This is a genomic window from Auraticoccus cholistanensis (genome assembly GCF_009742705.1).
In the GTDB taxonomy this organism is placed as follows: domain Bacteria; phylum Actinomycetota; class Actinomycetes; order Propionibacteriales; family Propionibacteriaceae; genus Auraticoccus; species Auraticoccus cholistanensis.
Genome location: NZ_WPCU01000001.1, coordinates 66,783 through 92,695 on the forward strand (window position 1 = coordinate 66,783; position 25,913 = coordinate 92,695).

Below are 25,913 nucleotides of genomic sequence, written 5' to 3' on the forward strand. Positions count from 1 at the left end.
GTCGTCAGGGCCCTGCCTCTGCAACACGCCCACCGGACCTGACGTCGGGCACCCTTGGGCGCGTGACCACGAAGCAGCTTGTGCTGCGTTACCCCGGCGTCTGTGTCTCGTGTACGACAGGCCTGCCTCCGGGCGCCCGTGCGATGCGGGACTCCAGTTCTCGACTGATCTGGTGCCTGCCGTGCTCGGAGCCGGTCAGGCCGGACGTCCAGGCTCCAGCCGAGCCCTCTCTGCCGGCGCCATCGATCGCCCCGGAGGCGTCAGGGGCCAGTGCGCCACCGGAGATGGTGGCGGAGGCCGGCCGGACAGGGTGTTCGAGTGCTGTCCAGGCCGCGGCAGGCGGCTCCGCCCAGGAGGAGTACCGACGCAGGCGAGCTCGCTACCGCCAGCGGGTGCGTGACCGGTTCGGCTACCTCGCGCCCGTCGTGCTGGCTCTGGTCGGCGAGCCGCAGCACGTGCGGGCATGGGCACGAGGGGCGAAGGGGGAGCGGTTCGTCGGTCAGCTGCTCGACCAGCTGGTCGCCGCGGAGCCCGGCGCGCGCGTGCTGCACGACCGCAGGTTTCCCGGCTCCCGGGCCAACCTCGACCACGTGGTGGTGTGTCGCAGCGGAGTCTTCGTGGTCGACGCCAAGAACTACCGCGGTCGCATCGAGGTACGCGGTCGGTGGACGGGTTCCCCGTCTCTGTGGGTGGGCGGACGTCGATCCACCAAGCTGGCGGAGGCGGTGGATCGTCAGGCGCAGGCGGTGCAGCGACTGCTCGACGCGACGACGGTGCCCGTCAGGGTGCAGCCGGTGCTGCTGTTCGTCAACGGGAACTGGTCGATCGGCGCTGTGCGGCGCTGTGTCGGCCGGGTGCAGCTGCTGGCCCCGCGGTCGTTGCGGAGACGCCTGAGGGGGCCGACGCTGCTGAGTCCCGAGGTGGTGGTCGCAGCTGCGGACCAGTTGAACCGCGAGCTGCTATCGGCGTCCTGACGCCGGACCTCGAGGACCGGCCGCTCCTGAGAATCGGCTCGTCCGGGTCGCGTAGCACCGTTGTCGGGCAGCCCGGGGTCGCGCTCGCCCCGAAGCCCGGCCGGTTCGGTCCGGAGCTCGCACGGTGCTAGCTACGGCGCGAGCGGAGGAAGAGCAGAGCCAGGACCACGACGGTGAGCGACACCAGAAACGTCCCCAGGAACAACCGCCAGCTGGGATCCACCAGCAGCGCGGCGAGTCCGGAGAGGACCGCCGGTGGCGTGAGCAGCGCCACGCCGGTCTCGACCACCTGCCTCGTCCGTTGCTGCTCGTCCTGCTGGCGCTGGGTCAGCTCGGTCTGCTGGCGCCGTGACTCCTCCGCCCGCTCCCCGGCGATACGCCGCCGACGGCTGTCGCGGAGCTCGAGGATCCGCACCATATCCGCCTGCTCCCCGGCGATGTCGTCGAGCAGCTCAGGAGACCCGTACTGGCTCTGCAGCAGACGCAGGACCGCGGTCCCTTCCGGTCGGGACGGGACCCCGGTGAACCAAAGGCGATTGCGGAAGCGGAGCAGGCGCTCCTCGTGCCCTATGACCTCGCCGAGGTCGTCGTGCTCGTCCGCTCCGCCGAAGGTTCGAGCGGTCTCGACCAGCTCGTTGGCGTGACGCTCGAGGAAGAACTGCTGGCGCATGGCCAAGACGGTGAGGTCGAGGAAGCGGCCGTGGACCAGCAGCTGGGTGTCGACGTTCTCCACGCTCGGGCGGTCGACCTCACGAGTGGAGATGAAGGCCGCTCCGTCCTGCTCCGAGCGGATCATGGTGTGACCCAGCCACGTGGTCGAGGCCTCCGCTGCCTCCCGCCGATCCGGCGGCAGCCGGAAGTAGAGCTCGGCGTTCGCTCCACTGGCCAGGGCGTAGGCCCACTGCTGATGCACGTCCCAGTTCTGGTAGTCCTGCAGCAGCGGAGGTGGCGGAACCTCACCGTTGAGGATCAGGTGGGTCAGGATCTGCGGTCGGACCTCGCTGCGACTGCCCTTGCCGCAGTACAGGTAGCCGCCCTGGGTCAGCTTGGCAACCAGGCCGTGGTCGCCGAGCAGCTGCTCGACGTCGTGCAGGAAGGCGTTCCTGTCCACATCGGGTCCCGCGAGGTGCCACGCACGCCCCGGGCGACGCAGCAGCTGGGCCACGAGGTCCGGACGCTGCTGGGCGTCGCCGTCGAGGTTGAGGTGCAGGCAGACAGCGTCCAGGTCCACGCCGTCGGTGTGACGCCGCAGCTCTATCGCGGCCACACAGACGCCAGCGGCCGCCAGGCTGGGCAGGCCCCCCGGGCGCAAGGAGATGAGGCTGTGGGCGTCGGCGGTGACCGCGGTCGCCAGACGACTGCGGACGAACCAGGACGCCCGGTCCCGGACCGCAGCCGTCGGCTGGCGTCCGTGCCACCACCTGGTGTCGATCTCCGCCAGATCCCAGCCCTTGGTTTGGTCGAGCTCGCCCCACTTCTCGTGATGGATCGCCGCAGCCGTGACCGCCTGCGGAACCGGCAGGATCCACGCGATCGACGCGGATACCGGGGCAATCGTGGGGGTGAGGTCCATGGGCGTCATCCAAGCCCAGCACCGGGCCATTCGGTGCGGTCTTCGCTGGATGTCGATGGGCTACCTGAGCACAGGTGGATGCAGAACCGCGGCCTCTCCTGCGCGGTAGAGCTGCGACGGTCGACCTCGCCCGCCCGATCGGACCCTGCCGGTCGGTTCGACGAAGCCGGGGGACGCCAAAACCTTGCGATGGAAGTTGCCTGGGTCGAGCGGACGTCCCCACACCGCCTCGTACACGCGACGTAGCTGGGCCACGGTGAACTCCGGATCGCAGAAGGCGGTGGCGAGCGAGGTGTACTCGAGCTTCGCGCGGGCCCGCTCGAGGCCGTCCTCCAAGATGTCGCGGTGGTCGAAAGCCAGCGCCCGATCCGCGACCTCCTCGAGGGAGTACCACCCGGCCGCCCGTGCATCCGTACCCGCCGTCGGCTCCGGCAGCCGAGGGAGCACGGCCAGGTAGGCGATGCTGATAGTCCGGTGGCGCGGGTCGCGGTCGGGGGCCCCGTAGCTGGAGAGCTGCTCCAGGTAGCGCGGCCGCAGCGAGATCCCGGTCTCCTCTCGGAGCTCCCGCAACGCCGCCGGCTCGAGGTCCTCGGTTGGCTGGACGAAACCGCCCGGCAGTGCCAGCTCGCCCAGGTAGGGCTTGCTTCCCCGCTCCACCAGCAGCACGTGCAGCACGTCCTCGCGGAGGGTCAGGACCACCACGTCGACGGTGACGTAGAAGGGGAAGAAGTCCGACTGGAGCGCCACGTCGGCAAGGCTATGTCTCCTCGACCGCAGTGCCGGAGGCACGCCCGAGACCGGGGCGCTGCGAACACGCGCAGCAAGAGGGCGTCGTCGGCGTCGGCCGCAATCTGATGGGTCGAGGTGGGTGACGTCCGCGGAAGGTCGCCTCGCCAGCACACGCCCGTGTTGCTCGGAGCGGCTGCTGCACCGCAGCGCTATATTGTTATCCTGACAATAGAAACGGGGTGTCGGTATGGATCGAGATCGGATGGCAGGGGTGCTGGTCGGGCAGGCGTGCGGCGACGCGCTGGGGGTGCCGTACGAGTTCGGGAGCCGGGCCCTGGGCGAGCACCCGACCATGCTCGGGGGAGGGTTGGGTGCCTACGCCCCCGGTGAGTTCAGCGACGACACCCAGATGGCGGTGTGCATCGCCCAGGTGGCTGCCACCGGCGCCGACCTGACCAGCGACGCCGCGTTGGACGAGGTGGCGACCGCGTTCCTGGAGTGGCAACGGCTGGGTGCCACGGACATCGGCAACCAGACCGCCCGGGTGCTGGGGGCGGCTCTTCGGACCGAAGGCCCGGTCGGGCGTCGGATGACCGAGGCAGCGCGACGCGACCTCGCTGTGCACCCGCGGGGCGGGGCCGGCAACGGTGCGTTGATGCGCACCGCCGTGGTCGGGCTCACGCGGTTGGACGACCGCCGGCTCACTGCCGACGCGGCGGCGGCGGTGGCCGCGCTGACGCACCCGGACCCCGATGCCGTGGCCTCCTGCGTGCTGTGGTCGGAGGCGGTCCGCCGGGCGGTCGTGGACCGCGAGCTGGACGTCCACTCCGGCCTGGACCTGCTGCCGGTGGGGCAGCGCGACCGCTGGCGGGCTCTCCTGGACGAGGCCACGCAGGAGCAGCCCTCGCGATTCCTCCGCAACGGGTGGACGGTGACCGCGCTGCAGGCGGCCTGGTCGAGCATCGTGCACACTCCCGTCCCGGCCGAGGAGCCGGCGGCCGGCAGCTTCGGATGCCTCCACCTGCAGCACGTCCTGGAGACGGCCATCAGGATCGGGCACGACACCGACACCGTCGCCGCCATCGCCGGCGGTCTGCTGGGCGCGTACTGGGGTGTCTCGGCCGTGCCGGCCCGGTGGCGGCGGAAGGTCCACGGCTGGCCGGGCGTGCGGGTCCGCGACCTGGTGACGTTGTCGGTGCTGACCGGGGTGGGAGGTCGACCTGACTCCGCTGGGTGGCCGGGCGTGGCGCGGATGCCCTACGCCGAGCCAGGCTGGACGGCAGTACCGCACCCAGATGACGCCGGCGTGCTGCTCGGGACGGTGGGGGACCTGGGTCAGGCCGGTGACGCGGTGGTGTCGCTGTGTCGGCTCGGTTTCCACCAGGTGCCTGCGGCGGGAGTCCGGGAGGAGGACCACGTCGAGGTCTGGCTGCTCGACTCCGACGACCCTGCCGACAACCCCCATCTCGACTTCGTGCTCGCCGACACCGCGTCCGTGGTCGCCGATCTGCGCGCGGAGGGGCGGACCGTCCTGGTGCACTGCGTGGCCGCCGAGCAGCGCACGCCGGCCGTCGCGGTGGCCTACGCGCGACGGCTCGGACGATCGGCGCAGGAGGCGCAGGCCGCGGTCGCCCAGGCGCTGCCGTCGACGAGGAGCTCGGGACGGCTGTGGGAGCGTGCGGCGTCGGTGTCGCTCTGAGAGCCAGGATGCTGGAGTGCGCCATGTAGCGAGCACCGTATGTGTCGGCGCCCGCACCAGCAGGTGCGGTGGTCGTCGAGCTGTCCAGGACGGCTGCTCGACCCTGGCCAGTTGTCAGTGCCGTCCGGTAGACATATTGCGTGGCGCCCCGGCTGATCCCTCGGACACCGCTGTTCGACGCCGACAGCGGCGGTGAGGAGGCGGTCTGGCGCGCCCTCGTCGAGACGTTGCCTGACGAAGCTGCCCTCTTCGCCGGGGTCGAGCTCTTCTCGCGCGGCACCGAGGCGGAGATCGACCTGCTGGTGGCCTGGCCGGGGAGGGGCATCGCCGTGCTCGAGGTGAAGGGTGGCCGCATCCGCCGCCGTGACGGCGAGTGGCTGCAGGGCAACACCTCGGGCCGGGTGATCAACCCGGTCCGGCAGGCCAACCGAACCCGGCACCTGCTCATCGACCTGCTCAAGACCCGCGACGTCGCGATGGCCGCGAGCCGGATCGTCACCATGGTGGCGTTCCCTCACACCTACCTGCAAGGGGAGTGGCGAGGCAGCCTCGACCTGCACCCCAGCATGCTGCTCACACGGAGCGAGCTCGAGGGCGGCACCGCCGCTGAGCAGGTGGAGCGGGCTCTGTGGGAAGCGGGGGGTGGCCGCTCGCCCATCGACGAACAAGGTCGCGACGACCTCATCGACATCGTCGACCACGCTTTCCCGAGTCACGTCGAGCAGGTGGCGCTGGCCGCCGAGCACACCGACCACGCCGACCGCCTGACCGCCGAGCAGGCGCGGATGCTCGACGTGCTCGCCCACCAGCAACGGATGCGCATCGTCGGAGGCGCGGGCACGGGCAAGACCTACCTAGCGCTGCAGCAGGCGAGACGACGGGTCGACGCAGGGGAGCGGGTCGCCCTGCTCTGCTACTCGCGCGGCCTCGGTCGCTACCTGGAGCGCATGACCGCCGGCTGGCGGCGTCCGCCCGCCTATGTCGGCCTGTTCCACGACCTGCCGAAGCGGTGGGGAGCGGAACCGGGGGCCGACGACGACCCCGACTACTGGGAGCGACGGCTGCCGTTGCGGCTCGGAGAGCTCGCCGAGACGAGGCCGCAGGAGGAGCTGTTCGACTCGGTCGTCGTCGACGAAGCGCAGGACTTCGGGGAGCTGTGGTGGCCGTCCTTGCTGAAGTGCCTGCGTGACCCCGAGCGCGGTGGCCTGTTCGCCTTCATGGACGACGCCCAGCGGGTCTTCCCGCGGAACGGACAGGTGCCGATCGAGCTGGCTCCCTTCACCCTCTCCGGCAACCTGCGGTCGACTCGGCAGATCGCCCAGCTCTTCGGGTCCCTCGCGGGGAGCACGACGGACCCGCGGGGACTGAACGGCCCACCGGTGAGGCTGGTCGAGGCGTCGGTGGACGAGGCGATCGAGGTGGCAGACGAGGTGGTCGAGTCGCTGCTGGACGAGGGGTGGGAGCCCGGTCACGTGGCGCTGCTGACCACCCAGCGGCGCCACCCCGCGCAGGTACACGACATCGAAGCCGTCGGGCATGCCGCGTACTGGGACAACTTCTTCTCCGGCGAGGACGTCTTCTACGGCCACGTGCTCGGGTTCAAGGGGCTCGAGCGTCCGGTCGTCGTGCTGGTGGTCAACGGCTTCAAGCAGCCCGAGCGAGCGCGCGAGATGCTTTACACCGGTCTCTCCCGGGCCCGCTCGCTGCTGGTGGTGGTTGGCCCTCGGGAGCTGGTGGAGACAGTCGGTGGTGACGGTGTGCGGCACCGGCTGCGCTCGGCCGAGACGATGACGACAGGCGGAGGAGCCGCGTGAGGGTCGAGTACACGTCCTACGGTCGCCCGGCTCTGGAGCGGCTGGCGCACGTCGTCGGTGAGCTCAAGGCGGGTGACGCAATGGTGCCCGTGGTCGTCCTGGCACCCAGCAACATCGCCGGTCTCGTCGCGCGCCGCTTCCTCGCTCAGGGTGTGGCCGGAAGTCCGGGTGTGGCCGCCGTCGCCGTCAGCACGGTGCCCCGCTGGGCCGAGCAGCTGGCAGGGCCACGGATGCGTGGCCGCCGCCCGACCACCAGGTCGGTTCTAGCCGCCACCGCACGCGCGGTGCTGCGGTCGAACTTGGCCAGTTCGCTGGCCACGGTGGCCGACCACCCCGCCACCCTCGGTGCCGTAGCTGAGGCCTACGACGAGCTGCGGCCCCTGCCCGTCGCTGCCAGGCAGGCCGTGGCGGTGACGTCGAGGGTCACCGGTGAGGTGGTCGACGTGCAGGCGGCGATGGAGTCCCGGCTCGCAGACGACTGGTACGACACCGAGACGCTCTTGGAGACGGCGACCGACGTGGTCCTCGGCTCCGACCTCCGCACTCAGGTGGTGCTGTACCTGCCCCAGACGCCGGAGCCCGGTGAGCTGCGGTTGCTCCGCGCCGTGGCCGACGCCGGCCGGCTTCACGTCGTCGCGGCCCTGACCGGCGTCCCGCGGCCGGACGCCGCTCTGCATCGGGCGCTGGAGCAGCTGGGCGCGGCGCCAGGAGGGGAGGACGTGGAGCAGGCCACGGCTGACCGGGTGATGACCAGCTCCGACTCCGACGACGAAGTTCGGTGTGTGGTGCGGGAGGTGGTCACCACGCTGCAGTCGACGCGAGCGGACCGGGTGGCGGTGCTGTACTCCGCCCGCGCCCCCTACGCGCGGCTGCTGCACGAGCACCTGGCCGCGGCGGGTGTGTCGGTCAACGGCCCAGGCAGTCGACCGGTGCAGGAGCGCGCGGTGGCTCGGATCCTGTTGGAGGTCCTCGCGCTCCCGGCTGACGACGTCGCCCGCGGTGCCTTGTTCGACGCGGTTGCGCATGCGCCCACACGCGACCTCGCCGGCAGATCCATCCCGCTCACCGGTTGGGAGCGGATCTCCCGCAGCGCCGGCGTGGTGCGAGGGGACGACTGGCAGCAACGGCTGGAGCTCTACGCCGCCGACCGTCGGACCGAGGCCGACCAGCTGGACCAAGAAGAAGGTCCCGGCTCGGGAGAGGGCGCACGACGCAACGCCGATCAAGCCGAGGCCTTGCGCGAGTTCGCCGTCGGGCTGCGGACCGGGTTCGCACACGCCGACTCCTTGACGTCGTGGGCGGAGCTGAGCGCGTGGTGCCTGAACCTCTTCACCACTCTCGTGGGTGAGCAGGCGGAGCTGCAGCAGCTGCCGGTCGAGGAGCAGTACGCCGCAGCTGCGATCACCTCCACGCTGCGTGGACTGGGCGAGCTCGACCGGGTCGCCGGTGACGTCTCGCTGGCTGCGTTGCGTGACCTGCTCACGCTGGAGCTGGGACGCGCACTGCCTCGGGTCGGCCGTTTCGGCGAGGGCGTGCTCGTCGCGCCGTTGTCGGCGGCGGTCGGTCTCGACCTCGACCACGTCTTCCTGGTCGGGCTCAGCGAGGACCTGTACCCCGGCCGGCAGCGTGAGGACGCCCTGCTGCCCGCGGCCGCGCGCGCGGCGGCACCAGACATGCTCCGCGGTATCCGGGACCGGATGGACGAGCGGCACCGCCATCTGCTGATCGCCTTGGCGAGCGCCCCGGAGGCGGTCGTCAGCTTCCCTCGTGGTGACCTTCGCCGCTCCACCCGTCGCCTCCCGTTGCGTTGGCTGCTCCCCACGCTCCGCCACCTCAGCGGAGAGCCGATGCTCTCGGCCACAGGGTGGGAGGCCGGCGAGTACGACAGCGCCCTCACCTCCTCCGGGTCGTTCGCCGGACAGCTGATGGGTGCTGCGCAGCTGGCTACCGAACAGGAGTGGCGGATCCGGGCATCCGCAGCCGGTGGCCTGCATGACGTGGTGGTCGCGTCAGCGACGGAGCTGGCTGATGCCCGCGCCGGAACGGCGTTCACCCGGTTCGACGGGCACCTCGCGGGAGCCGCAGGGCTACCCGACTACGCCCACGACGACACCCCGGTCTCCCCGACGCGGCTCGAGCAGCTGGCTGACTGCCCGCACGCCTTCTTCGTCGAACGACTGCTGGGTGTCCGCCCGGTGGAGGTGCCCGAGGACGTCGTGCAGATCTCCCCGCTCGACCTCGGCACCCTGGTGCACGAGAGCCTCGACCAGCTCATCCACGAGTTCGAGGGCCGACTCCCAGGGTTCGGTGAACCGTGGAGCCTCGAGCAGCGGCAGCGGCTGGACGCCATCACCACAGAACGGGCCCAGCGGATGCAGGCGCGTGGCCTCACCGGACACCCGCGGCTGTGGGAACGGGACCAGACCGCCATCCGGCAGGCCATGGCCGAGCTGCTGGCCGAGGATGAGGAGGAGCGCGCCACCACCGGTGCCCGAGTGGTCAGGAGCGAGCTGGCCTTCGGCATGGGACACGGTGGCCCTGAGCCGGTCGAGGTGGCCCTCCCGGAGGGTCGTCTGCGGATGCGAGGGAGCGCCGACAAGGTGGACCAGGCTGCTGACGGGCGGCTGTACGTCACCGACATCAAGACCGGCAGCGACCGCAAGTACAAGGCGATTACCCAGGACAACCCCCTCGCCGGCGGGACCAGGCTGCAGCTGCCGGTCTACGGCTACGCCGCCCGCGAGCAGCTGGCCGACCGCGCCACACCGGTCGAGGCCAGCTACTGGTTCGTGATGCGCAACCACGGTCGGCGACGGATCTCGCTCACGCCGGAGGTCGAGTCCGAGTACGCCCGGGTCCTCGACATCCTCGTGCGCTCGATCGCGAACGGGCTGTTCCCGGTCCGCCCGCCGGTCGACGACGACTACGGATGGATCGCCTGCCGCTACTGCAACCCAGACGGGGTGGGGTACGGCCCGCACCGCGACCGATGGCAACGTAAGCGGACCGACCCGGCCCTGGCGGAGCTGGTCGGGCTGCTGGAGCCCGCGACCACAGGAGACGCGTCATGACGCCCGCTGACAACCTGGCTCGCGACACCATCCGCACGGCCACCGACCAGACCCTCTTCGTCAACGCCGGCGCCGGATCGGGTAAGACGCAAGCCCTCGTCGACAGAGTCACGACGCTGGTCCTCGAGGACGGCGTCCGGTTGGCCGAGGTCGCTGCGGTGACCTTCACCGAGAAGGCTGGCGCCGAACTCCGGGACCGGCTCCGTGGGCGCTTCGAGCCGATCGGCCAGGACGCCGGCGAGCCGACCCACGCCCGCGCGCAGCAGGCGCTGGACGACCTCGACACGGCCGCGATCGGCACCCTGCACTCCTTCGCCCAGCGCATCCTCGCCAGCTACCCGATCGAGGCCGGTCTGCCGCCGGTCATCGAGGTGCTGGACGAGGTGGGCTCCAGCGTCGCCTTCGCCGACCGCTGGTCGACCCTGCAGCGGGTGCTCCTGGACGACGACGAGGTGGCCGAGCCGCTCCTCCTCGCGCTCGCGCTGGGGGTGAAGCTCGACCACATCCGGTCCCTGGTGCGGGCGCTGGGCAACGACTGGGACCTGATCCAGGAGCGCATCATCGACCAGCCACCTACGGTGCTCGAGGTGCCGGAGCTGGACGGCCTCCTGGCGGACGCCCACGCGGTGGTGGCGCTGTCCGGGCACTGCACCGACGACGAGGACCGGCTGCTAGCCCACCTCGAGACCCTGCGTGAGGAGCTCGCGCTCCTCGCCGCCACCGATGACGTCCGCGTCCGCCTGGGCGGGCTGCGCCGGATCTCCCAGATCTCCTTCACGCAGGGGAAGAAGAAGTCGTGGGGCGTCGACGTGGCTGAGGTACGAGCCCGTGGGGCGGGCGTGCGAGACCTGGCTGGCGAGGTCGTGGCCGTCGTGGTCGACCGGTGCCTGCGGATCCTCGTACGGTGGGCCGGCCAGCAGGTGCTCGCCGCGGCGGAGGAGCGGCGTCGTGAGGGGCGGTTGGAGTTCCACGATCTTCTCGTGCTGACCCGCGAGCTGCTGCGGCAGCAGCCCGCGGTCCGGGACGCGATGCACCAGCAGTACCAACGGCTGCTGCTCGACGAGTTCCAGGACACCGACCCGATTCAGATCGAGCTCGCCGTCCGCATCGCCGCCGGGGCCGCCGCGGAGCAGGACAACTGGCAGGACGTCGCTGTGCCCGAGGGACGGCTCTTCTTCGTGGGCGACGCGAAGCAGTCGATCTACCGCTTCCGACGAGCAGACATCGCCACCTACCTGCAGGCGGAGCGCCGCCTCGGGAGGCGGCTGACGCTGTACACGAACTTTCGCACCGTCGCGCCGGTGCTGCAGTGGGTGAACGGCGTGTTCGTCTCGCTGATCGAAGGAGGCGAGGGTCAACCCTCCTACGAGCCACTGGCTCCGCACCGCTGGGACGCGGTTGAAGGACCTGCGGTGACCGTTCTAGGGGTGGAGGCGCACGAGGACAAGCCGAACGCAGACGAGATCCGTCGCCGCGAGGCCGCCGACGTGGCTGCCGCGGTCCAGCGGGCGCTCCGTGACGGCTGGCAGGTGTGGGACGCCAGGCTCGGAGCCGAGGGCGGCTGGCGCGCCGCCGAGCACCGCGACATCGCCGTGCTCGTGCCGGCGCGGACGTCGCTGCCATTTCTTGAGGACGCGCTTGACGGGGCCGGGATCCCCTTCCGGGCGGAGGCGAGCTCGCTGGTCTACCAGAGCGAAGAGATTCGTGAGCTCTTCGCCGCCGCACGGGCGGTGGCGGACAGCACCGACGAGCTGTCTCTCGTAATGGCCCTGCGGTCACCCCTCTTCGGGTGCGGGGACGACGACCTGTGGCACTGGCGTCACGCTGGCGGCCGCATCCGGATCTGGTCGCGGCTGCAGGACGAGCACCCCCTTGCCGACGGCCCGGTCGGATCGGCGCTGTCCTACCTGCGTGGCCTGGCGCGGCGGGCGCGGTGGCTGCAACCCAGCGAGGTGCTGGCCGCGCTGGTGGCCGACCGACGGATGATGGAGGTCGCTGCCGCGCGGCCACGTGGCCGTGACGTCTGGCGACGTGTGCGGTTCGTGGTCGACCAGGCGCGCGCCTGGCAGGAGGTGTCTTCGGGCGGGCTCCGTGCCTACCTGGCGTGGGCGGCCTTCCAGGCGCAGGAGGCGACGCGGGTCGCCGAGGCCGTGCTGCCCGAGACCGACAGCGACGCCGTGCACGCCATGACGATCCACGCCGCCAAGGGGCTGGAGTTTCCGATCGTCGTGGTGTCCGGGTTGAGCTCGCAGTCGATGACGCCTCGCGGTGTCCGGCTGCTCTGGCGTGACGGCGGCTACCAGGTGAGGTTCGGGTCCCAGGTGCAGACCGACGACTTCGCCGAGGCCGCGCCCGTGGACGAGCAGATGGACGGCCTGGAGAAGCGACGGCTGCTCTACGTCGCAGCGACTCGTGCCCGGGACCACCTGGTCGTCTCTCTGCACCGCAGGCCCGGCCAGACTACGGCCGCCAGCCTGCTGGCCGACGCAGGAGCCGCCGGCTTCGGGGCCCACCACTTCTCCGGCGCTGCGCAGCCCGAGGACGGTCCAGCCTCGCCGCCTCGTGTTGAGCCACCACCGGACTGGGACGAGTGGCTGGCCGGAGTGCAGGCTGCGCGGGACGAGAGCGCCACCGTCCACACGGTCAGTGCGTCCGGCCTGGAGGGCACCGAACCGGAGGTCGAGCTCGGCGCCACCGAGGCACCCGACGGGATGGCCAAGGGGCCGCGGGACCTCGAGCTGCCGCCCTGGTCCAAGGGTCGCTATGGCTCGGCGGTCGGGCGTGCGGTCCACGGGGTGCTGCAGAGCGTCGACCTGGCCACCGGTGCCGGACTCGAGGCGGCGGTCGAGGCGCAGGTGCTGGCCGAGGGCGTCCTCGGGCAGGCCGACCTAGTGCGGGACCTCGTCCGCTCGGCGCTGGGGAGCGAGCTGGTTCAGCGAGCCGCCGCCCGAGAGCACTGGCAGGAGAGCTACGTGGGCACCGTGCAGGACGACGGTCGTGTCCTCGAGGGCTACGTCGACCTCATCTTCCGTGAGGACGACGGGACGCTGGTCGTCGTCGACTACAAGACCGATGCCGTGCCCCCGGGAGGCATCGACTCCCGGGTGACGTACTACGCCCCGCAGATGAGGGCGTATCGCTCGTGTCTCGAGGCGGCGACCGGCACGGCCGTCAGGACCGTGTTGCTGTTCCTGCACCCGCAGACCGCGGTGGCCGTCGATGTCGAGGAGGCGGGACGCTGAACGCGCCGACCGCGCTGCCGCAGGTGAGGCACCTGCTCAGCTTGAACAACGAGAACGACTGGTCCAACGTTCTCGCCAGCCTGATGGAAAGCGACCCAGTCATCACGAGGGCAGTCCTCGGACTGACGGAGGGTGGTCCGCTCGTCGTCCGGCGCGAGGTGACGTCGGGCCCCAATCGTCCCGACCTCGTCGTGGGCACCGCAGACGGCACCGTGCTCGCGGTGATCGAGGTCAAGATCCTGTCCGGTCTGGGGAAGCAACAGCTCGAGCGGTACGAGGAGACGATCACCAAGGAGGGTTGGGACGGGGCGCGCACGGTGCTCCTGACCCTCGGGCGGTTGCCGCTGCACCTCCCGGCAGACTCGCCGTGGCTTCAGCTGTTCTGGGAGAAGGTGCTGGCTGCCTACGCCGAGAGCGCGGACGTCTGGGTGTCGACGTTTGCCCGAGCCGCTCTCAACCACCTGTCGACGGCACTCCCCGCGGTGTCAGCCGACCTGCGGTGGTGCAGCCTCGGTGCAGGTGAGGACTTCGCCCTCGCTCTCAGGGCGCGGCAGGCCTGGGTCTTCGGAGCCGTTGGCGAACCAGCTGTGGGGGAGAAGAGGCTGCACCCTGCCTCCGGGGGAAGGAGCTGGGTCACGACGCTACGCATCCCCACCGGGCGTGAGGGCTACGAGGTGATCGTCGAGGTCCAGGAGGACCTCCCGGTGCGGTTGTGGCCCCGCGCTGCAACGGACGGCGAGCGGGTCGCGCCGAAGGGACCGTCGGTGCGCATCTGCCTCCTCCAGGGAGGAGTCACCACGTCGGCAGGCTTCGACTGGGACTGGCTCCTGCGGCTGTGGCAGGAACACATGTCGAAGGTCGACAAGCCGTGGGTCACCAACCCGCCCAACCTCAAGTCGGCACACGACCGAGCCGGCCGCCAGGGCATCCTCGACAAAGGAGCTCCTCCGTTCCTCGGCATCGGCTACGGCGATCGCCAGACTCAGCTCACGGGTGAGTGCCTCTTCGGAGCGCGCTACCTCCTCGGAGACGTCACACTCCGAGACGTTGCTGAGGACCTCAACGAGACCACGGCGATGGCGGTGCAGATGGCTGCGTCCGGCCGAGCCCACCGCTCCTGAGGGACCGGTTGAACGCAGATCCATCACACCCACCGACAGAGGAGCAGGACATGAGTCAAGACCGGTCCATTGCGACGGCGGCCGAGGCCCTGGCGGGACCGGGGCACCTGTTCGTCCTGCTCGGCAAGATCGGCAATGTCGTCGCGGACGCCGCTGTCATCCCCACCGATCGCTTGTTAACCGTCGAGCCTCAGTGGGAGCACGTGACAGGTCGATCGCCCGCCGACATGCACCGGGATTGGAAGCCGGCCGACTGGGAAGCCACCGGTTACTCGTCGGCGCCCGTGGGTGAGGAGTACTGGTTCCTGGACGTCACGAACGAGCACGATGACGACGACACGGCACAGTCCCGGTTGCGTGCCCTGCTGCAACGGGTTGCTGGCGCTCTGACGGGCGGGGAGTCGAAGAGCCCGGGGAGAATCCGACCGCTCGTCCTCGTCCCCGTCGTCGGGGTCGGTGCCGGCGGCATGGACGGACAGACCGGCGCCGTGGTGCAGCAGCTCTGACCACCTGTGCGGAGTTCGTCCGTAAGCATCCGGTAGACGTCGCTGTCGTGACGCCTAACCGCTCGGTGCACGGCGCCCTGCAGCACGCGCGGCGTCGCGATCCTGGCACCTACTTCCCGGCCATCACCGTTGAGGTGGATGGAAGTCCCAGGGGCCAGTCAGATGCTCTGGCCGTCGCGAAGGACCTCGCAGAGAAGGCACGGGCCCAGTCACTGTCGCTGCTCATCGGCGCAGGCGCGAGCATGCCGGCTGGGTTGCCCTCGTGGGGTGATCTGCTGAAGCAGCTGGGGGGCCCGCCCTCGCACAGGACGACGTGAAGGAACTCGGCCACCTCGACGTCGCTCAGCTCCTGCAGCAGACGGAAAAGGGCCTTCCAAGCCGCGTGGCGTCGATCATCAGGAAGCACGATGTCCCGGCACCGGCCCATCTGCTGCTCTCGGCTCTTCAGTGCAAGCAGGCGATCACCACCAACTACGACACGCTGTACGAGTTGGCGTGTCGGGCGGTTGCAAGGTCTGGTGAGTCCGACGACAAGGTGGTGGCCGTCCTGCCAACGTCCTACCCGGGTCCGGACCAACGTTGGCTGCTCAAGATGCACGGATCGGTGGATGAGCCGGCTTCGATTGTGCTGACCCGGGCTGACTTCGCCGGCTACGACGGCGCCTCCCGACCGGCGGGGGCGGTTCTGCAAGCCGTGCTGCTGACCACGCACCTGCTGGTAGTGGGGACGTCGATGACCGACGACAACGTGCTGCGTCTCGTCCACGAGGTCGTGCAGTACCGCAAGCGCAGCAAAAAGAAGGGCGGGCAGGACGCGCCGCTCGGGACCGTGCTCGACGTCAGCGGGTCAACGCTGCGTCGCCGGCTGTACGAGGGGATGTTCCGGTGGTGCGCGCTTCCTGGGGCAAGCGTGTTCGAGCGCGCCCTCAACCTCGAGGTGTTTCTCGACTGCGTAGCCATGTACGCCTCGGACAACCTCACCTGGTTGCTCGACGTCCGTTTCGCCGACCTGCTCGATGAGGAGACGTCGGCGCTGGCCGAGGATCTCCGCAGCCTGGTGGCACGCATGCCTTCGACCGGGGAGTGGGCGGAGGTCCGCGCCGCCCTGCAGGCCTACGGGGCCGCGTAGGCGTCGGAAGACGCCGCTGCCTGACGTCCTCATCACCAATGTCCCCGACCTGTCCGTCCCCTACCCAGGAGCCACACGTGCCTGATCAACAGCTGCACTTGACCCCATCACTCACGCCGGAGAACCGCGAGCGCGATCTGCGCGTCCTGCGCACCTACTTCCCGTCGGCCGACGGCCTCGGCGGGTACACCGGTGGCCGGTGGGACACCTTCGATCCCAGCGGCACCCGGGCTGACCAAGCCAACGAGATCACCTCCGACGACCTCGTGTCTCTGACCCTCCTGTCGGTGAACGTCTCGGCCGACATTGCGCTCCAGCTCCTCGGCCCGATGCGCGCAACGCTCTCAGCACTCCTGCAGGACCTGGGCCCGGACCGGGACCTCGTGGACGAGCCCTCCCTGGACGGCGAGAGGTTCTCGCCCGCCTGGGCGCTCGAGCGTGAGCTGCGCGCCGTCCGCGGCCTGGGGGCGACGAAAGTCAGCAAGCTGATGGCTCGCAAGCGGCCCCGACTGATTCCCGTCTACGACCGCGTGATCAAGGCGACGCTGACCGGTGGGACGGGAGTGTTCTGGCGACCGCTGCACGCAGCGCTGCTAGCGGACGACGGCGCGCTTCACCACCGACTGATCGCGCTGCGCGACGATGCAGGCCTCCCGGCTGACGTGTCGGCTCTGCGCGTGCTCGACGTCCTGGCCTGGATGGACGGTCAGGGCTACAGCGAGCGACTGCTGACCGCGACTGCTGACGAGCAACCGAATGCGAGCGAGGTGGCTGCTGCCGAGCGAGAGGCCGAGCTCGACGACTGAGGACAACGCGGAACGGTCGGTGGGTGCACTGACGCCAGAGAGGTGGACACCTCAGTCGCTCGTGCTGTCCTGGATGCCCACCGACTTCCGCGGTGGCGCGAGCACCCGGTGCGGGTGCCGGAGTTGTTGGCCGCGGTCCGCGCGGCCGACGTAGGGCGCAGCAGCGCCGCCACCCGTCGGGTGTTGGTTAGCAGTCCTCTCGCTGACCCCGGGGTCTTGAGCGTCCTTCTTTCAAGGCCTGGGAACGGTGGTTCGTCGGGCGACTGAGCCAGAGTGGGTCCTTGTGCACCCGGGTGGCCCAGTGGGGCTCGCCGTCGACGTGGCCGCGGACGCCAAGTGCTCCTACCTCGAGCTGGCGCTGCTGGACCCTCGGCTTCGCTTGCTGCCGAGCAGCTCTGGCTGAACCTCTCGGGAAGCGACCGACGGTGATGTTCGAGCGGCCACCTGGGCAACGCTGGCCACCCGCGCCAATATCAATCAGGAGTGGGTTGACCCGCATCCCAGTGCAGCAGCTCTGGAGCACATATCCACGAGGGCGGCCTTCGGGACGGATGGACACCACCACGGCCTTCCTGACCTTCGTGGCAAGCCACGCCAATAGTGACGAACAGGTGGACTGGTTGCTCAGCGAGGGCGTTGGTGGCGCGGTGGCTGCTCGTCGCTGCTTGACTACACGACGGCTCCCCCGCCACAGTCCTGGCGACACCCCTGGTGCAAGGTGCCCCACTGACTACGGCGTGTGCTTGTTACAACTAGGCGACCGCATGCCGCCAATGCTGCCGTGATGGCGAGTACGCGTGTCGCCCGTAACATGGCGGCTCGAGTTGCCGCTGCCTTGTGGATGACACGTGACTTCGCCATCAAGTCCAGTCATTCGCCTGCCGACCACGTGTTTTGGATTTCAATGCCCACGCTCGTCGCAACACCGCTCGTCTTCAACGGAGCCAGCTGAACTCGTATCGCGGCGCGCAGTGGGCTAGCGAATTAGGGGCGTCAGGGGCTGGTCTCCCCCTGCACCACCGTTGCTGAGGGCGCCACGGCAGGGAACCACTTCTTTGACAGGGAAGCGATAGTCGCAGTTAGCGTAGCGTCGACACTACCTCCAACCAACCCACCCACCAGCGGCACGGCCTTTGCCAGCACGATAGGTGCACGCTTGGTCCCGTACTTCGCGATGAGCATGAAGCCGATGCGCTTATTGATCAGACGGATCGCTCCTATAGGTAAGGCGCGGAGGCCCGCATCCGCCGCCTTGACGCCGACCTTTACCCCCGCCAGCTTTGCCGCCTGACCAGGACTTGTCCCCGCCATGATGGCCAGGATCGCCGTCATGACGTTCGGGTCATCCGCATCGTAACCACGCAGCGTGGCAATAGCGCCGACCATACGAGCATTCAACGCGAAACTGGAGGTCAGGTTAGCCGGAAGAGTGGCGAGCATAGCGATCCCGCCCGGGATGCCTGTAACGAGCCCGGTCACGCCCGAGGATGCGATCGTCTCCGTCACGATGCGCTGCAAGGCCTTCTCTAGATCCCCTGTACGACGCAAGCGGTCATGTGCGTATGCCTCAGAGCCCACGAATGGCCCAACGCCTTCTTTCACGACTACTTCTGTGAGGCGCCTGAGGGCGGACTCGAGTTTGCTCGACTTCGCCGCGTCGTCGGCGAGGCTCGTCTCATCTTCCATAGGCGGACAGTACAGCCACGTAGTAGCAGGGTCAGGCCTCGGCTCTGTTGCTGAACTCAGAAGGTTGATAGAGCGGCACCAGCGCGCCACGCTGGTCGTCCTCTCGGTGTCAAAGATTGCGGCGAGGCCGAGCAACGTCTGCTGCTCCTCTCGGTGGACGGCGTCGACCTGGTCGAGCTGGGAGCGCAACTGGCGAATCTCTCGGTGGGGCTGCTGTAGGCCTGGTGACCTGCTAAATCTCAGTGCGTGCGTCAGCGAGCGTGAATCTCAGTGCGATCAGCGAGCGCCTCACCGGCTCCTCTGGCACCGTGCCGCCGCTCGTCCAGGGCATCGCACAGACCGGCCAGCAAGTCGGTCCACGTCGGCGACGGCGATGTGCCGGGGTCACGGCTGATCAAAATGTGTGGCGAACGGCCGCTGGCCGATGCCGGACTGCGTCGCGGCGGTCAGCGACAGTCTGCGCTCGGTTGCTGCAGCGCGGAGTGACGGTGTCCTGAAATGAGGCGCCCCGATGCAATTACACGCGGGCACCCAGTCACGCACCGGCGCCGGTTCGGGCAACTTGCGGCTAACCGGGGCGCGGCGCACAAACGACTGCGCCAAGGCGCGGTTGCGCTCGTCGAGATCGCCGGCCAACAGCTTGCGCCTTAGCCAGCGCGACGAGCGCTCGGTCGCCGAGTGTGCCAACCGCGCTCGTGGCGGGTACGTGCGGAATGTTGCAGGGCAGGTCGAACCGAAGACCAACTTAAAGAACAGGTCGTCCTGTCAGCCTCGACCAGGCCAGGCCAGGCCAGGCTGCGCTTGTGGTCGCGCACACAATACAGCGGCCGCTTCGTCCAGCACCCTGCACGGTGTCCGGCATTCCCTCGACAACTGTCCGGTTTGGCCGTTCCCGGCGCCAATACGGTCAGCACTCATGTGAACGCCACACAGCATGGGCCGGGCGCCTATGTCTGCGCGACCGGGGAGATAACCACCTCATCGATTCTCACGTGGCTAGGTGAGTCCAGCACGAACCCCACCGCCCGACCGACGTCGTCCGGCGTCAGCATCACCGCCCGCGCCGCCTCGTCGGGCACGTTGGGTCGCTGCTGCAGGAAGTCGGTGGCGACGTCACCAGGGCACAGGTGGCACGCCCGAACCCCATGCTCGGCCTCCTGCTTGTTGAGGCTGATGGCGACCGACGCCAGCGCGGTCTTGCTCGCGCTGTAGGCCACGCCGGCCAGCGGGCTGACCTGCCAGCCGGCGTAGGAGGAGATGATGACCACCACGCCACCAGAGCGCCGGAGCTCCGGGAGCGACACGTCGATGACCCGCGCCACGGCGAGCAGGTTGGTGTCGACGATGCGCGCGAACTCGTCCATGTCCTGGTCGGCCCAGGCGCGGCGCGGGCTGTTCAGCCCGGCGGAGAGCACGAGGCCGTCCAGGCGTCCCCAGTGCTGCACGACCTGCTCGTGGGCGGTCTTGATCTGCTCGGGGTCGGTTACGTCGAGCGGGACGGTCAGCACCTCGCCGCCGGCGTCGGTGATCGCCGCCGCCACCTCGGCCAAGGCGTCCTCGCGCCGGCCGCTGATGGCCACCCGCCATCCCTGCCCGGCCGCGTGACGGGCCGCGGCGGCACCCATGCCGCTGCCGCCGCCGGTGACCCACAGCACCTTCTCCACGATGTTCCTCCGTCTGGTCGCGCGATCGGTCAGTACTGTCAGTCCCACTGACCAGGCAAGGAGACCACAGTGCTGATCGACCACACCGACAAGGTCGTGCTGGTGTCCGGCGGCGCACGCGGCATCGGGCGCACCATCGTCGACCGCTTCGTCGCCGAGGGCGCCGCCGTGACGGCGCTCGACATCGCCTTCGACGAGGACGACACCGCCGCCGGCCACGTGCAGCTGGCCTGCGACGTGTCCTCACCGGAGTCGGTGGCTTCGGCGGTCAGGACCGTCGTCGAGCGCCACGGCCGCATCGACGTGCTGATCAACAACGCCGGCATCAACGTCGTCGGCTCGGTCGAGGACCTGGACTGGGACCGCTGGCGGGCCTGCTTCGACGTCAACGTCGGCGGCGTCTTCCTGCTCAGCCAGGCGGTGATCCCCACCATGAAGCAGCAGCGGTCGGGGCGCATCCTCAACGCCGCCTCGTTCGCCGCCATCGTGCCGAGCATCGGCAGCGCCGCCTACGCCGCCTCGAAGTCAGCCGTCGTGCAGTTCACCCGCGTGCTGGCCGGCGAGCTCGGCCCCTACGACGTCACCGTCAACGCCTACGCCCCCGGCATGGTGCCGACCGCGATGAACGGCTTCGCCGAGATGGCGCCCGCCGACCAGGACCGGCTGCTCGACACCCTGTCGCTGCGCCGCTGGCAGAGCGCGAAGGACGTGGCCGACCTGCTCGTCTTCCTGGCCAGCGACTCCGCCGGCTACATCACCGGCACCCTGGTCGACGTCAGCGGCGGCAAGCTCGCCACCCAGATCCCCAGCCGCGCCTACGAGATCTGACCCGACGCCCGCAGCCCGGTCGGCTGCGGGCGTCGGACAGGTCACTCCCGGTCGAGAGCGGCGATCTCCTCCGGCGTCAGGTCCAGGTCGGCCGCGGCCGCCGAGTCGTGGATCGACTGCGGACGCTTCGCCCCCGGGATCGGAATGACCACCGGCGACTGCGCCAGCTCCCAGGCCAGCGCGACCTGCTGGGCGCTGATGCCGCGGGCCTCGGCGATCTCGGCGAAGGCCGGGTGCTTGGTGGCCAGCTCCTTGGCGTCCGACAGCCCACCCAGCGGGCTCCACGGCAGGAACGCCAGCCCGAGCTCGGTGCACACGTCGATCTCGGGCAGGCTGGTGCGGAACTTGGGGCTGAACTGGTTCTGCACGCTGACCAGGGCATCACCCAGCTGGGCGTGCGCGGCGCGGATCTGCTCGGGGTCGACGTTGGACAGCCCGATCATCCGGACCTTGCCCGAGGCCACGATCTCGCTCAGCGTGTCCAGCGTCTCCTGCCAGGTGACCTCCGGGTCGGGCCGGTGGTGCTGCCACAGCGCGATCTGCTCCACGCCGAGCCGCTGCAGGCTGTTGTCCACCGCCTCCAGCAGGTGCTCGCGGCTGCTGTCCATGGCCCAACCGCCGCCCTCGGTGCGCACTGCCCCGCCCTTGGTGGCCAGGAACACCTCGTCGCGGACTCCGAGCTCGTCCAGCAGCGAGGCGATCAGCCGCTCGTTCTCGCCCTGCGCGTCGGGACCCTTCTCCTCACCGGGACCGTAGGCGTCGGCGGTGTCGAAGAGGGTGACGCCGGCGCCGAGGGCCGCCTTCACGGTGTGGAGCAGCTGCTCGCGGGGCTGCGTGCCGGTCTGGTCGAACGTCATCAGGCCGAGCCCGATGGCTCCCACCTCGACGCGTCCGACGGTGTCGTTGCCGATCGTTCTGGTGCGCATGGTCTTGACCCTACGGACGAGGCCGGAAGTCCTGTTATCGGGGTGCTGAAGGGTCAGCCTGGTCGACCCTCGCGGGCATGGTGCCCATCACGTCCGCTCCGGCCCGCCCTCGCACGCAAGTAGGTCAAGTACTTCCGGACAGAGGGGTTGTCAGGCAGAGCAAGCCTCGCTGACGCGCTCAAGACCTCCCGATCCAGAAGGTCCCATTGCGCCAGCGCATGGAGGGCGTGGGTCACCGATTCCAGCTCGCCCTCATCTTTGGCGGTGGCGGCGAGGCTGAGGAGACGGCATCCGATCTGACTCGCCTGCTCGAGGTCGAAGTACTCGAGCCAGTCGTCGACCGCCTCCGCGACGGAGAACCGCGTCTGCTCGTCAGGGGACGTCAGGCCGTCGATGAACCACGTGAGGTGCGGCTCGGTCAGGCTCACGACTCCTCCTTCCATGAGCAGGAGGCTGACGGCTCCCACGATGCGGCCTCGCGCAGTTAGTCCAGCACTTCCTGCACTGATGGGTCGTCACTGTCCGGAAGGGCGGCGGCGGTCAGTCTGGCCCTGGCTTGCGCCACCTGCTGGGCGTAGTCTCCGGCCACCACTGCGCCGACCACCGACTCCAGCACGGCCTCCAGGCTCCACAGGGTCTGTCGCACGGACGGCTCGACCGCGACCTTTTCGATCTCGTTCTCGGTCGCCAGCCAGTCCAGGAGGACGAGTGCCTCATCTGCGGTGAGGGACACGGTCACACCGGTCATCACGGACCTTCCTGCTGCTGCCGAGGGACGGCGTGACCCTCGGCACCAGACTCGTCAGGGCGAGCTCGGGGTTCCTGCCTCGCCACCTGTCATCTTCACGCTCGTCAGTCGGCGGCGGGCCGCAGCTTGAGCGCGATCAGCATCTCGTTGGCGCCGCGTGCCGCGGCGTCGCTCCGAGGCCGGGCCACGTGGTCCGACAGCACGGTCTCGACGTCCTGGTCCTGGAGCACCAGGTCGATGAAGGCTCCGCGGATGGCTTCGGTCTGAGCGGTGTCGTCGCTGTTCCAGACACCCTCGAGTGCCGCTGTCCAACCTCCCTCACCGCAGGCCAGGAGCGCCGGTGCGGCAGCTCCGATGACGGCCCCGTCGTCGTCCTCGAGCAGCGCCCTCAACATCACCACCGCGGACGGGTCCGCGCACCGGTGCAACAGCTCGGCGGCACGGAGCCGGTCCTCCCAGCGGTGGGAACTCAGCAGTGTCCCCACATCGACGTCATTCACGGAATCTCCTTCGGTTCGGCGGACCCTAATCTCTGCTCGGACGCACGAAGACCTGTCCTGTCCTCCGCCGCCACAACTGGTGACGGCCCGAACCGATGGGTGTCTGACGAACCCGCGGCGACGGTGACCTCGCCTCCCCTCGAGAAGCCTGCGGCCTTCTCCCGCAGGTACTCCAGCTGCTCTTCGACATTCCTGTCGTCCAGGACAGGTATGTCGGCAGCCAACATCACGAGGTCGGGACTCAGCCGTGAGTTGACCGCGAGCTCGGCAAGGGCATTCGCGATGGACTCCTGCACGCCTGCGTCGTGCTCGAGCTGAGCGGCTTGCAGCAGTGCCCGCCCAACCCTCTCGGCCTCCGCTTCGCTGTACTGGGAGATGTAGTCCAAGAACCCGTCCGCGGCGTCACGACGCTCCTCCGCCCTGTCCCGTGCGAGCTTGGCGACGAGCTGGCTCACACGAGCTGTCCCTATCGCCATCTAACTCTCCTCACTCGATCCACGGCAAAGGTGGATGTTTCGGCCATGGCAGGTGTGTGTACGCCTCCGCTTTCGTACCTGTTGCCCCTCGGATCGAGGGCTGCACGTGGGAGCAGTCGTCCGCCACCGTGAAAGCAACGGAGGCACATCTGCAGGTGGCGGGTCGGCCGCCAGCGTGAGCAGGGTCGCGTCAACAGGTGTGGGTTAGCTCAGGTACAGCTGGCCGCTCCCACGACGCCGCCTCACGCAGGTAGTCCAGCGCTTCCTGTGCCGACGGGTCCTCGCTGTCGGGAAGTGCTGCGGCGGAGAGCAGCACGTCGCGTGGGAGCAGCTCATGCGAATCCAGCTCGGCCAACGCGTTGAGGACGGCCTCCAGGATCGTCGGATCGGACCGCTCGCCCACCATCGTCGCGAGGAAGCGAGCCACCGTCTCGCCTTCAGCGATCGTGTACTGAGTCGCCCAGTCGGTGGAGCTGTCGATCTCACGCGCCTTCTCCACGCCATCCTTGCTCGAGCGGATCCGGTCGAGGAGTCCGGCGAGGTTTGCTGCCCCGACGCCCGTGTGTCGTCTGGTCCCCACGGATTCGTCCTTTCTCATCGCTTCGTCAGCCGCCATGGCAGAGGTAGGTCCTGGGGCCACGGGATGTGGGTGTCGTTCGAGACGTCCGGATCATAATTCGGGCTGTTCGGGTTGTGCGCTGAACGCGGGGCGAGGGTTCCGTCGGCGCGCTGGTACCGCTGGCCGACCTGTACGCGGTAGACGGGCCCAGATGCAGCGTTGGAGCCCGGCGGCGCCGAGGCGTCTCGGTCGTGAACCCGCAGGCGAACACGCTTGGCTTGGGCGTCCACCCACTCATACTCGAGCCCATCGCTGACGTGTGGGCTGGGACTGAGGCGACGCACCTGGGCGTTCGATGGGACGCCTGCCAGCGGTGTGCCCGGGTCTCCGGGCTTTGTCACGGCCCTGTGAGGTGGGCGTGACTGCCAGCCTCGGCTGCTCACGGGCAGAGCGCGCACGCCTCCCCTGTTGGCCGTTGCCTGCCTCAAGAGCTGCAGCAGTGCTTTGACCAGGCCGCCCACAGCTACACGTCCAAGATCTCGGCGACCGCCAACCCGATCGCCGCGTCGATCAGCCGCCGCGCGACCTCCCGGGCCACCAGCACCGCGGCGGACGCCAACCCACCCGACGCCACGGCACCCGCGATGGCGACCGCGAGCGTCCCGAGCTGGGCGATGACGGCCAGCTTCACCGTCACCACGATGCTCGCGACGACGCTGCACACCTGCGCGAGCAGGCCGGTGGCGGCGGCGAAGTCCCGCAGCGCGGCCAGGTTGCTGTCGCCGCGCATGTAGCTGGTGAAGGCCGCCACGCCCGCGCCCTCGTTGGTCGAGGAGACGAAGGCGACGGCGTGGTCGACCTCGTCGGCGTGGCCGGTCGCCCGTTCCGACAGCGAGGACCACTCCGCGGCCCACGCCCGCAGCACGTCCTCGTCGGTGGAGGGCCAGGAGTAGCCGGCGAACTGCAGCGCCTCCTCGAGCCACCCGGGCAGCACCATCGCCACGGCTCACACCTCCCCGGCGCGGCGGCCGAGCAGCTCGCCTGCGTCCTCGGTGTCGCGGTAGGCGGCGGCGGTGGCGTGCATCAGGTCGGCCTCCTGGCGGAGCCCCTCGGCCAGGGCCGCGATGGTGGCCGCGACCTCCTCGAACACCGGCGGCAGCACGGTGGCGATCGCCTCGTCCACCAACGTCGAGCCGCCGGTCGCGCCGAGCGCGCCGACGTCGGAGCTGCTGCCCAGGGTGGTGGTGGCCGACCGGGAGAAGGCGGCGGCCTCCTCGGTGATGGCGGTGGCGCCCTTGGTCCACGAACCCGGGTCGAACGCGGTGCTCACGACGCCCCTCCCATTCGCCGCACGAGCTCCTCACCGGGCGCCACGGCGCGGGCCAGGTCGTTGCGGAAGGCCTCGTGCATGTCGGTCTGCAGGGCGGCGATGCGCGAGGCGAGGTCCGTGCCACCGGACCCACCGGACAGCATCTGCTCGACCGCCCGGTCGCGGAAGTCGGCCAGCGCCCGGTTCACCGTGTCGCGGACCAGCTGCTCGACCTCGACGACGTCGGCGGTCCGCAGCCACTGCTCGTCGAGGCGCAGCCCCGTCACGACGGTGTCGCGGACCGCCACGTCCACCTCACCGACCGGCGAGGTGGCCGACGCGGACAGGTCGTCGAACGGCGTGGCTGCGCCGGCCGGGCCGAGGTCGCCGCACAGGTCGGCGGCCACCTCGGCCACGCGGGCCATCACGTCGGCCATGCTCTCGCCGCGCGGGTCGGGCGGAGGGGCGCCGAAGCCGAGCAGGCCGTCGTCGAGCGCGGGGAGGTCGTCCTGGGGAGTGGTCATGGCCTCGACGCTAGGGAGCGCGGGCGGTC

General features: G+C 69.7%; 24 protein-coding genes. 10 read left to right on the plus strand and 14 right to left on the minus strand.

Annotated elements, in window-relative coordinates:
* Nucleotides 1-392 precede the first annotated feature (392 nt).
* A complete protein-coding gene (locus GC722_RS00305; protein WP_197429629.1) occupies nt 393-974 on the plus strand; it encodes a nuclease-related domain-containing protein in 582 nt (193 codons plus the stop codon).
* Between the two features lie 127 nt (nt 975-1,101).
* Here GC722_RS00305 and GC722_RS00310 read toward each other — a convergent pair whose 3' ends face one another.
* Together GC722_RS00310 and GC722_RS17955 are read right to left on the minus strand one after the other, a co-directional pair.
* The gene (locus tag GC722_RS00310) at nt 1,102-2,547 is read right to left on the minus strand and encodes a hypothetical protein (protein WP_156606966.1); all 1,446 of its coding nucleotides are present in this window, start codon (nt 2,545-2,547) and stop codon (nt 1,102-1,104) included.
* Nucleotides 2,548-2,607: 60 nt separating this feature from the next.
* Complete coding sequence (locus tag GC722_RS17955; RefSeq protein WP_331714232.1) at nt 2,608-3,294, minus strand: NUDIX hydrolase; 687 nt, start codon at nt 3,292-3,294, stop codon at nt 2,608-2,610.
* A gap of 244 nt (nt 3,295-3,538) precedes the next feature.
* On the opposite strand from GC722_RS17955, the gene GC722_RS00320 reads away from it, so the two are divergent.
* From GC722_RS00320 to GC722_RS00355, 8 genes are all read left to right on the plus strand, one after another.
* A complete protein-coding gene (locus GC722_RS00320) occupies nt 3,539-4,975 on the plus strand; it encodes an ADP-ribosylglycohydrolase family protein (RefSeq protein WP_231747258.1) in 1,437 nt (478 codons plus the stop codon).
* 140 nt (nt 4,976-5,115) lie between these two features.
* A complete protein-coding gene (locus GC722_RS00325) occupies nt 5,116-6,789 on the plus strand; it encodes an NERD domain-containing protein (RefSeq protein WP_197429630.1) in 1,674 nt (557 codons plus the stop codon).
* Between the two features lie 929 nt (nt 6,790-7,718).
* The gene (locus GC722_RS19060) at nt 7,719-9,860 is read left to right on the plus strand and encodes a PD-(D/E)XK nuclease family protein (RefSeq protein WP_331714233.1); all 2,142 of its coding nucleotides are present in this window, start codon (nt 7,719-7,721) and stop codon (nt 9,858-9,860) included.
* Nucleotides 9,857-13,102, plus strand: a complete 3,246-nt coding sequence (locus tag GC722_RS00335; RefSeq protein WP_156606969.1) for a UvrD-helicase domain-containing protein — start codon at nt 9,857-9,859, stop codon at nt 13,100-13,102. Before GC722_RS19060 ends, GC722_RS00335 begins: the two co-directional genes overlap by 4 nt.
* Nucleotides 13,103-13,125: 23 nt before the next feature.
* Nucleotides 13,126-14,223: a PD-(D/E)XK nuclease family protein gene (locus tag GC722_RS00340; protein ID WP_156606970.1), complete on the plus strand. Its 1,098-nt coding sequence runs from the start codon at nt 13,126-13,128 to the stop codon at nt 14,221-14,223.
* 50 nt (nt 14,224-14,273) lie between these two features.
* On the plus strand, nt 14,274-14,729 hold the full coding sequence (locus GC722_RS00345) for a hypothetical protein (RefSeq protein WP_156606971.1): 456 nt from the start codon (nt 14,274-14,276) through the stop codon (nt 14,727-14,729).
* Between the two features lie 313 nt (nt 14,730-15,042).
* Entirely contained in the window at nt 15,043-15,858 is an 816-nt protein-coding gene (locus GC722_RS00350) for an SIR2 family NAD-dependent protein deacylase (RefSeq protein ID WP_156606972.1), read from the plus strand.
* A gap of 77 nt (nt 15,859-15,935) precedes the next feature.
* Complete coding sequence (locus GC722_RS00355) at nt 15,936-16,664, plus strand: DUF6308 family protein (protein WP_156606973.1); 729 nt, start codon at nt 15,936-15,938, stop codon at nt 16,662-16,664.
* 993 nt (nt 16,665-17,657) lie between these two features.
* Here GC722_RS00355 and GC722_RS00360 read toward each other — a convergent pair.
* Both GC722_RS00360 and GC722_RS00365 read right to left on the minus strand, forming a co-directional pair.
* Entirely contained in the window at nt 17,658-18,350 is a 693-nt protein-coding gene (locus GC722_RS00360) for an EcsC family protein (protein ID WP_156606974.1), read from the minus strand.
* 947 nt (nt 18,351-19,297) lie between these two features.
* Entirely contained in the window at nt 19,298-20,014 is a 717-nt protein-coding gene (locus GC722_RS00365; RefSeq protein WP_197429631.1) for an SDR family oxidoreductase, read from the minus strand.
* A gap of 69 nt (nt 20,015-20,083) precedes the next feature.
* Between GC722_RS00365 and GC722_RS00370 the strand changes: the two genes are divergently transcribed.
* Entirely contained in the window at nt 20,084-20,842 is a 759-nt protein-coding gene (locus GC722_RS00370; RefSeq protein WP_331714234.1) for an SDR family NAD(P)-dependent oxidoreductase, read from the plus strand.
* A gap of 41 nt (nt 20,843-20,883) precedes the next feature.
* On the opposite strand, the gene GC722_RS00375 is transcribed toward GC722_RS00370, so the two are convergent.
* From GC722_RS00375 to GC722_RS00415, 10 genes are all read right to left on the minus strand, one after another.
* Nucleotides 20,884-21,768 carry an aldo/keto reductase gene (locus GC722_RS00375; protein ID WP_156606975.1) on the minus strand — a complete coding sequence of 295 codons (885 nt, stop codon included), beginning with the start codon at nt 21,766-21,768 and terminating at the stop codon, nt 20,884-20,886.
* A gap of 53 nt (nt 21,769-21,821) precedes the next feature.
* On the minus strand, nt 21,822-22,196 hold the full coding sequence (locus GC722_RS00380) for a hypothetical protein (protein ID WP_156606976.1): 375 nt from the start codon (nt 22,194-22,196) through the stop codon (nt 21,822-21,824).
* Between the two features lie 56 nt (nt 22,197-22,252).
* Nucleotides 22,253-22,519 carry a hypothetical protein gene (locus GC722_RS00385; protein ID WP_156606977.1) on the minus strand — a complete coding sequence of 89 codons (267 nt, stop codon included), beginning with the start codon at nt 22,517-22,519 and terminating at the stop codon, nt 22,253-22,255.
* A gap of 101 nt (nt 22,520-22,620) precedes the next feature.
* Nucleotides 22,621-23,016: a HEAT repeat domain-containing protein gene (locus tag GC722_RS00390; RefSeq protein WP_156606978.1), complete on the minus strand. Its 396-nt coding sequence runs from the start codon at nt 23,014-23,016 to the stop codon at nt 22,621-22,623.
* Entirely contained in the window at nt 23,013-23,471 is a 459-nt protein-coding gene (locus GC722_RS00395; RefSeq protein ID WP_156606979.1) for a hypothetical protein, read from the minus strand. Before GC722_RS00395 ends, GC722_RS00390 begins: the two co-directional genes overlap by 4 nt.
* 211 nt (nt 23,472-23,682) lie before the next feature.
* Nucleotides 23,683-24,108: a hypothetical protein gene (locus GC722_RS00400; protein WP_156606980.1), complete on the minus strand. Its 426-nt coding sequence runs from the start codon at nt 24,106-24,108 to the stop codon at nt 23,683-23,685.
* Nucleotides 24,087-24,572 (minus strand): polymorphic toxin type 30 domain-containing protein, encoded by a 486-nt coding sequence (locus tag GC722_RS19435; RefSeq protein WP_408609282.1) that lies wholly within the window; start codon nt 24,570-24,572, stop codon nt 24,087-24,089. The genes GC722_RS00400 and GC722_RS19435 overlap by 22 nt, the downstream gene beginning before the upstream one ends.
* 2 nt (nt 24,573-24,574) lie before the next feature.
* The gene (locus GC722_RS17460) at nt 24,575-25,048 is read right to left on the minus strand and encodes a WXG100-like domain-containing protein (RefSeq protein ID WP_456298106.1); all 474 of its coding nucleotides are present in this window, start codon (nt 25,046-25,048) and stop codon (nt 24,575-24,577) included.
* Nucleotides 25,049-25,057: 9 nt separating this feature from the next.
* Nucleotides 25,058-25,381, minus strand: coding sequence for a hypothetical protein (locus tag GC722_RS00410; protein ID WP_156606981.1), 324 nt, complete (start codon nt 25,379-25,381; stop codon nt 25,058-25,060).
* On the minus strand, nt 25,378-25,884 hold the full coding sequence (locus GC722_RS00415) for a hypothetical protein (protein WP_156606982.1): 507 nt from the start codon (nt 25,882-25,884) through the stop codon (nt 25,378-25,380). The genes GC722_RS00410 and GC722_RS00415 overlap by 4 nt, the downstream gene beginning before the upstream one ends.
* Nucleotides 25,885-25,913: the final 29 nt, after the last annotated feature.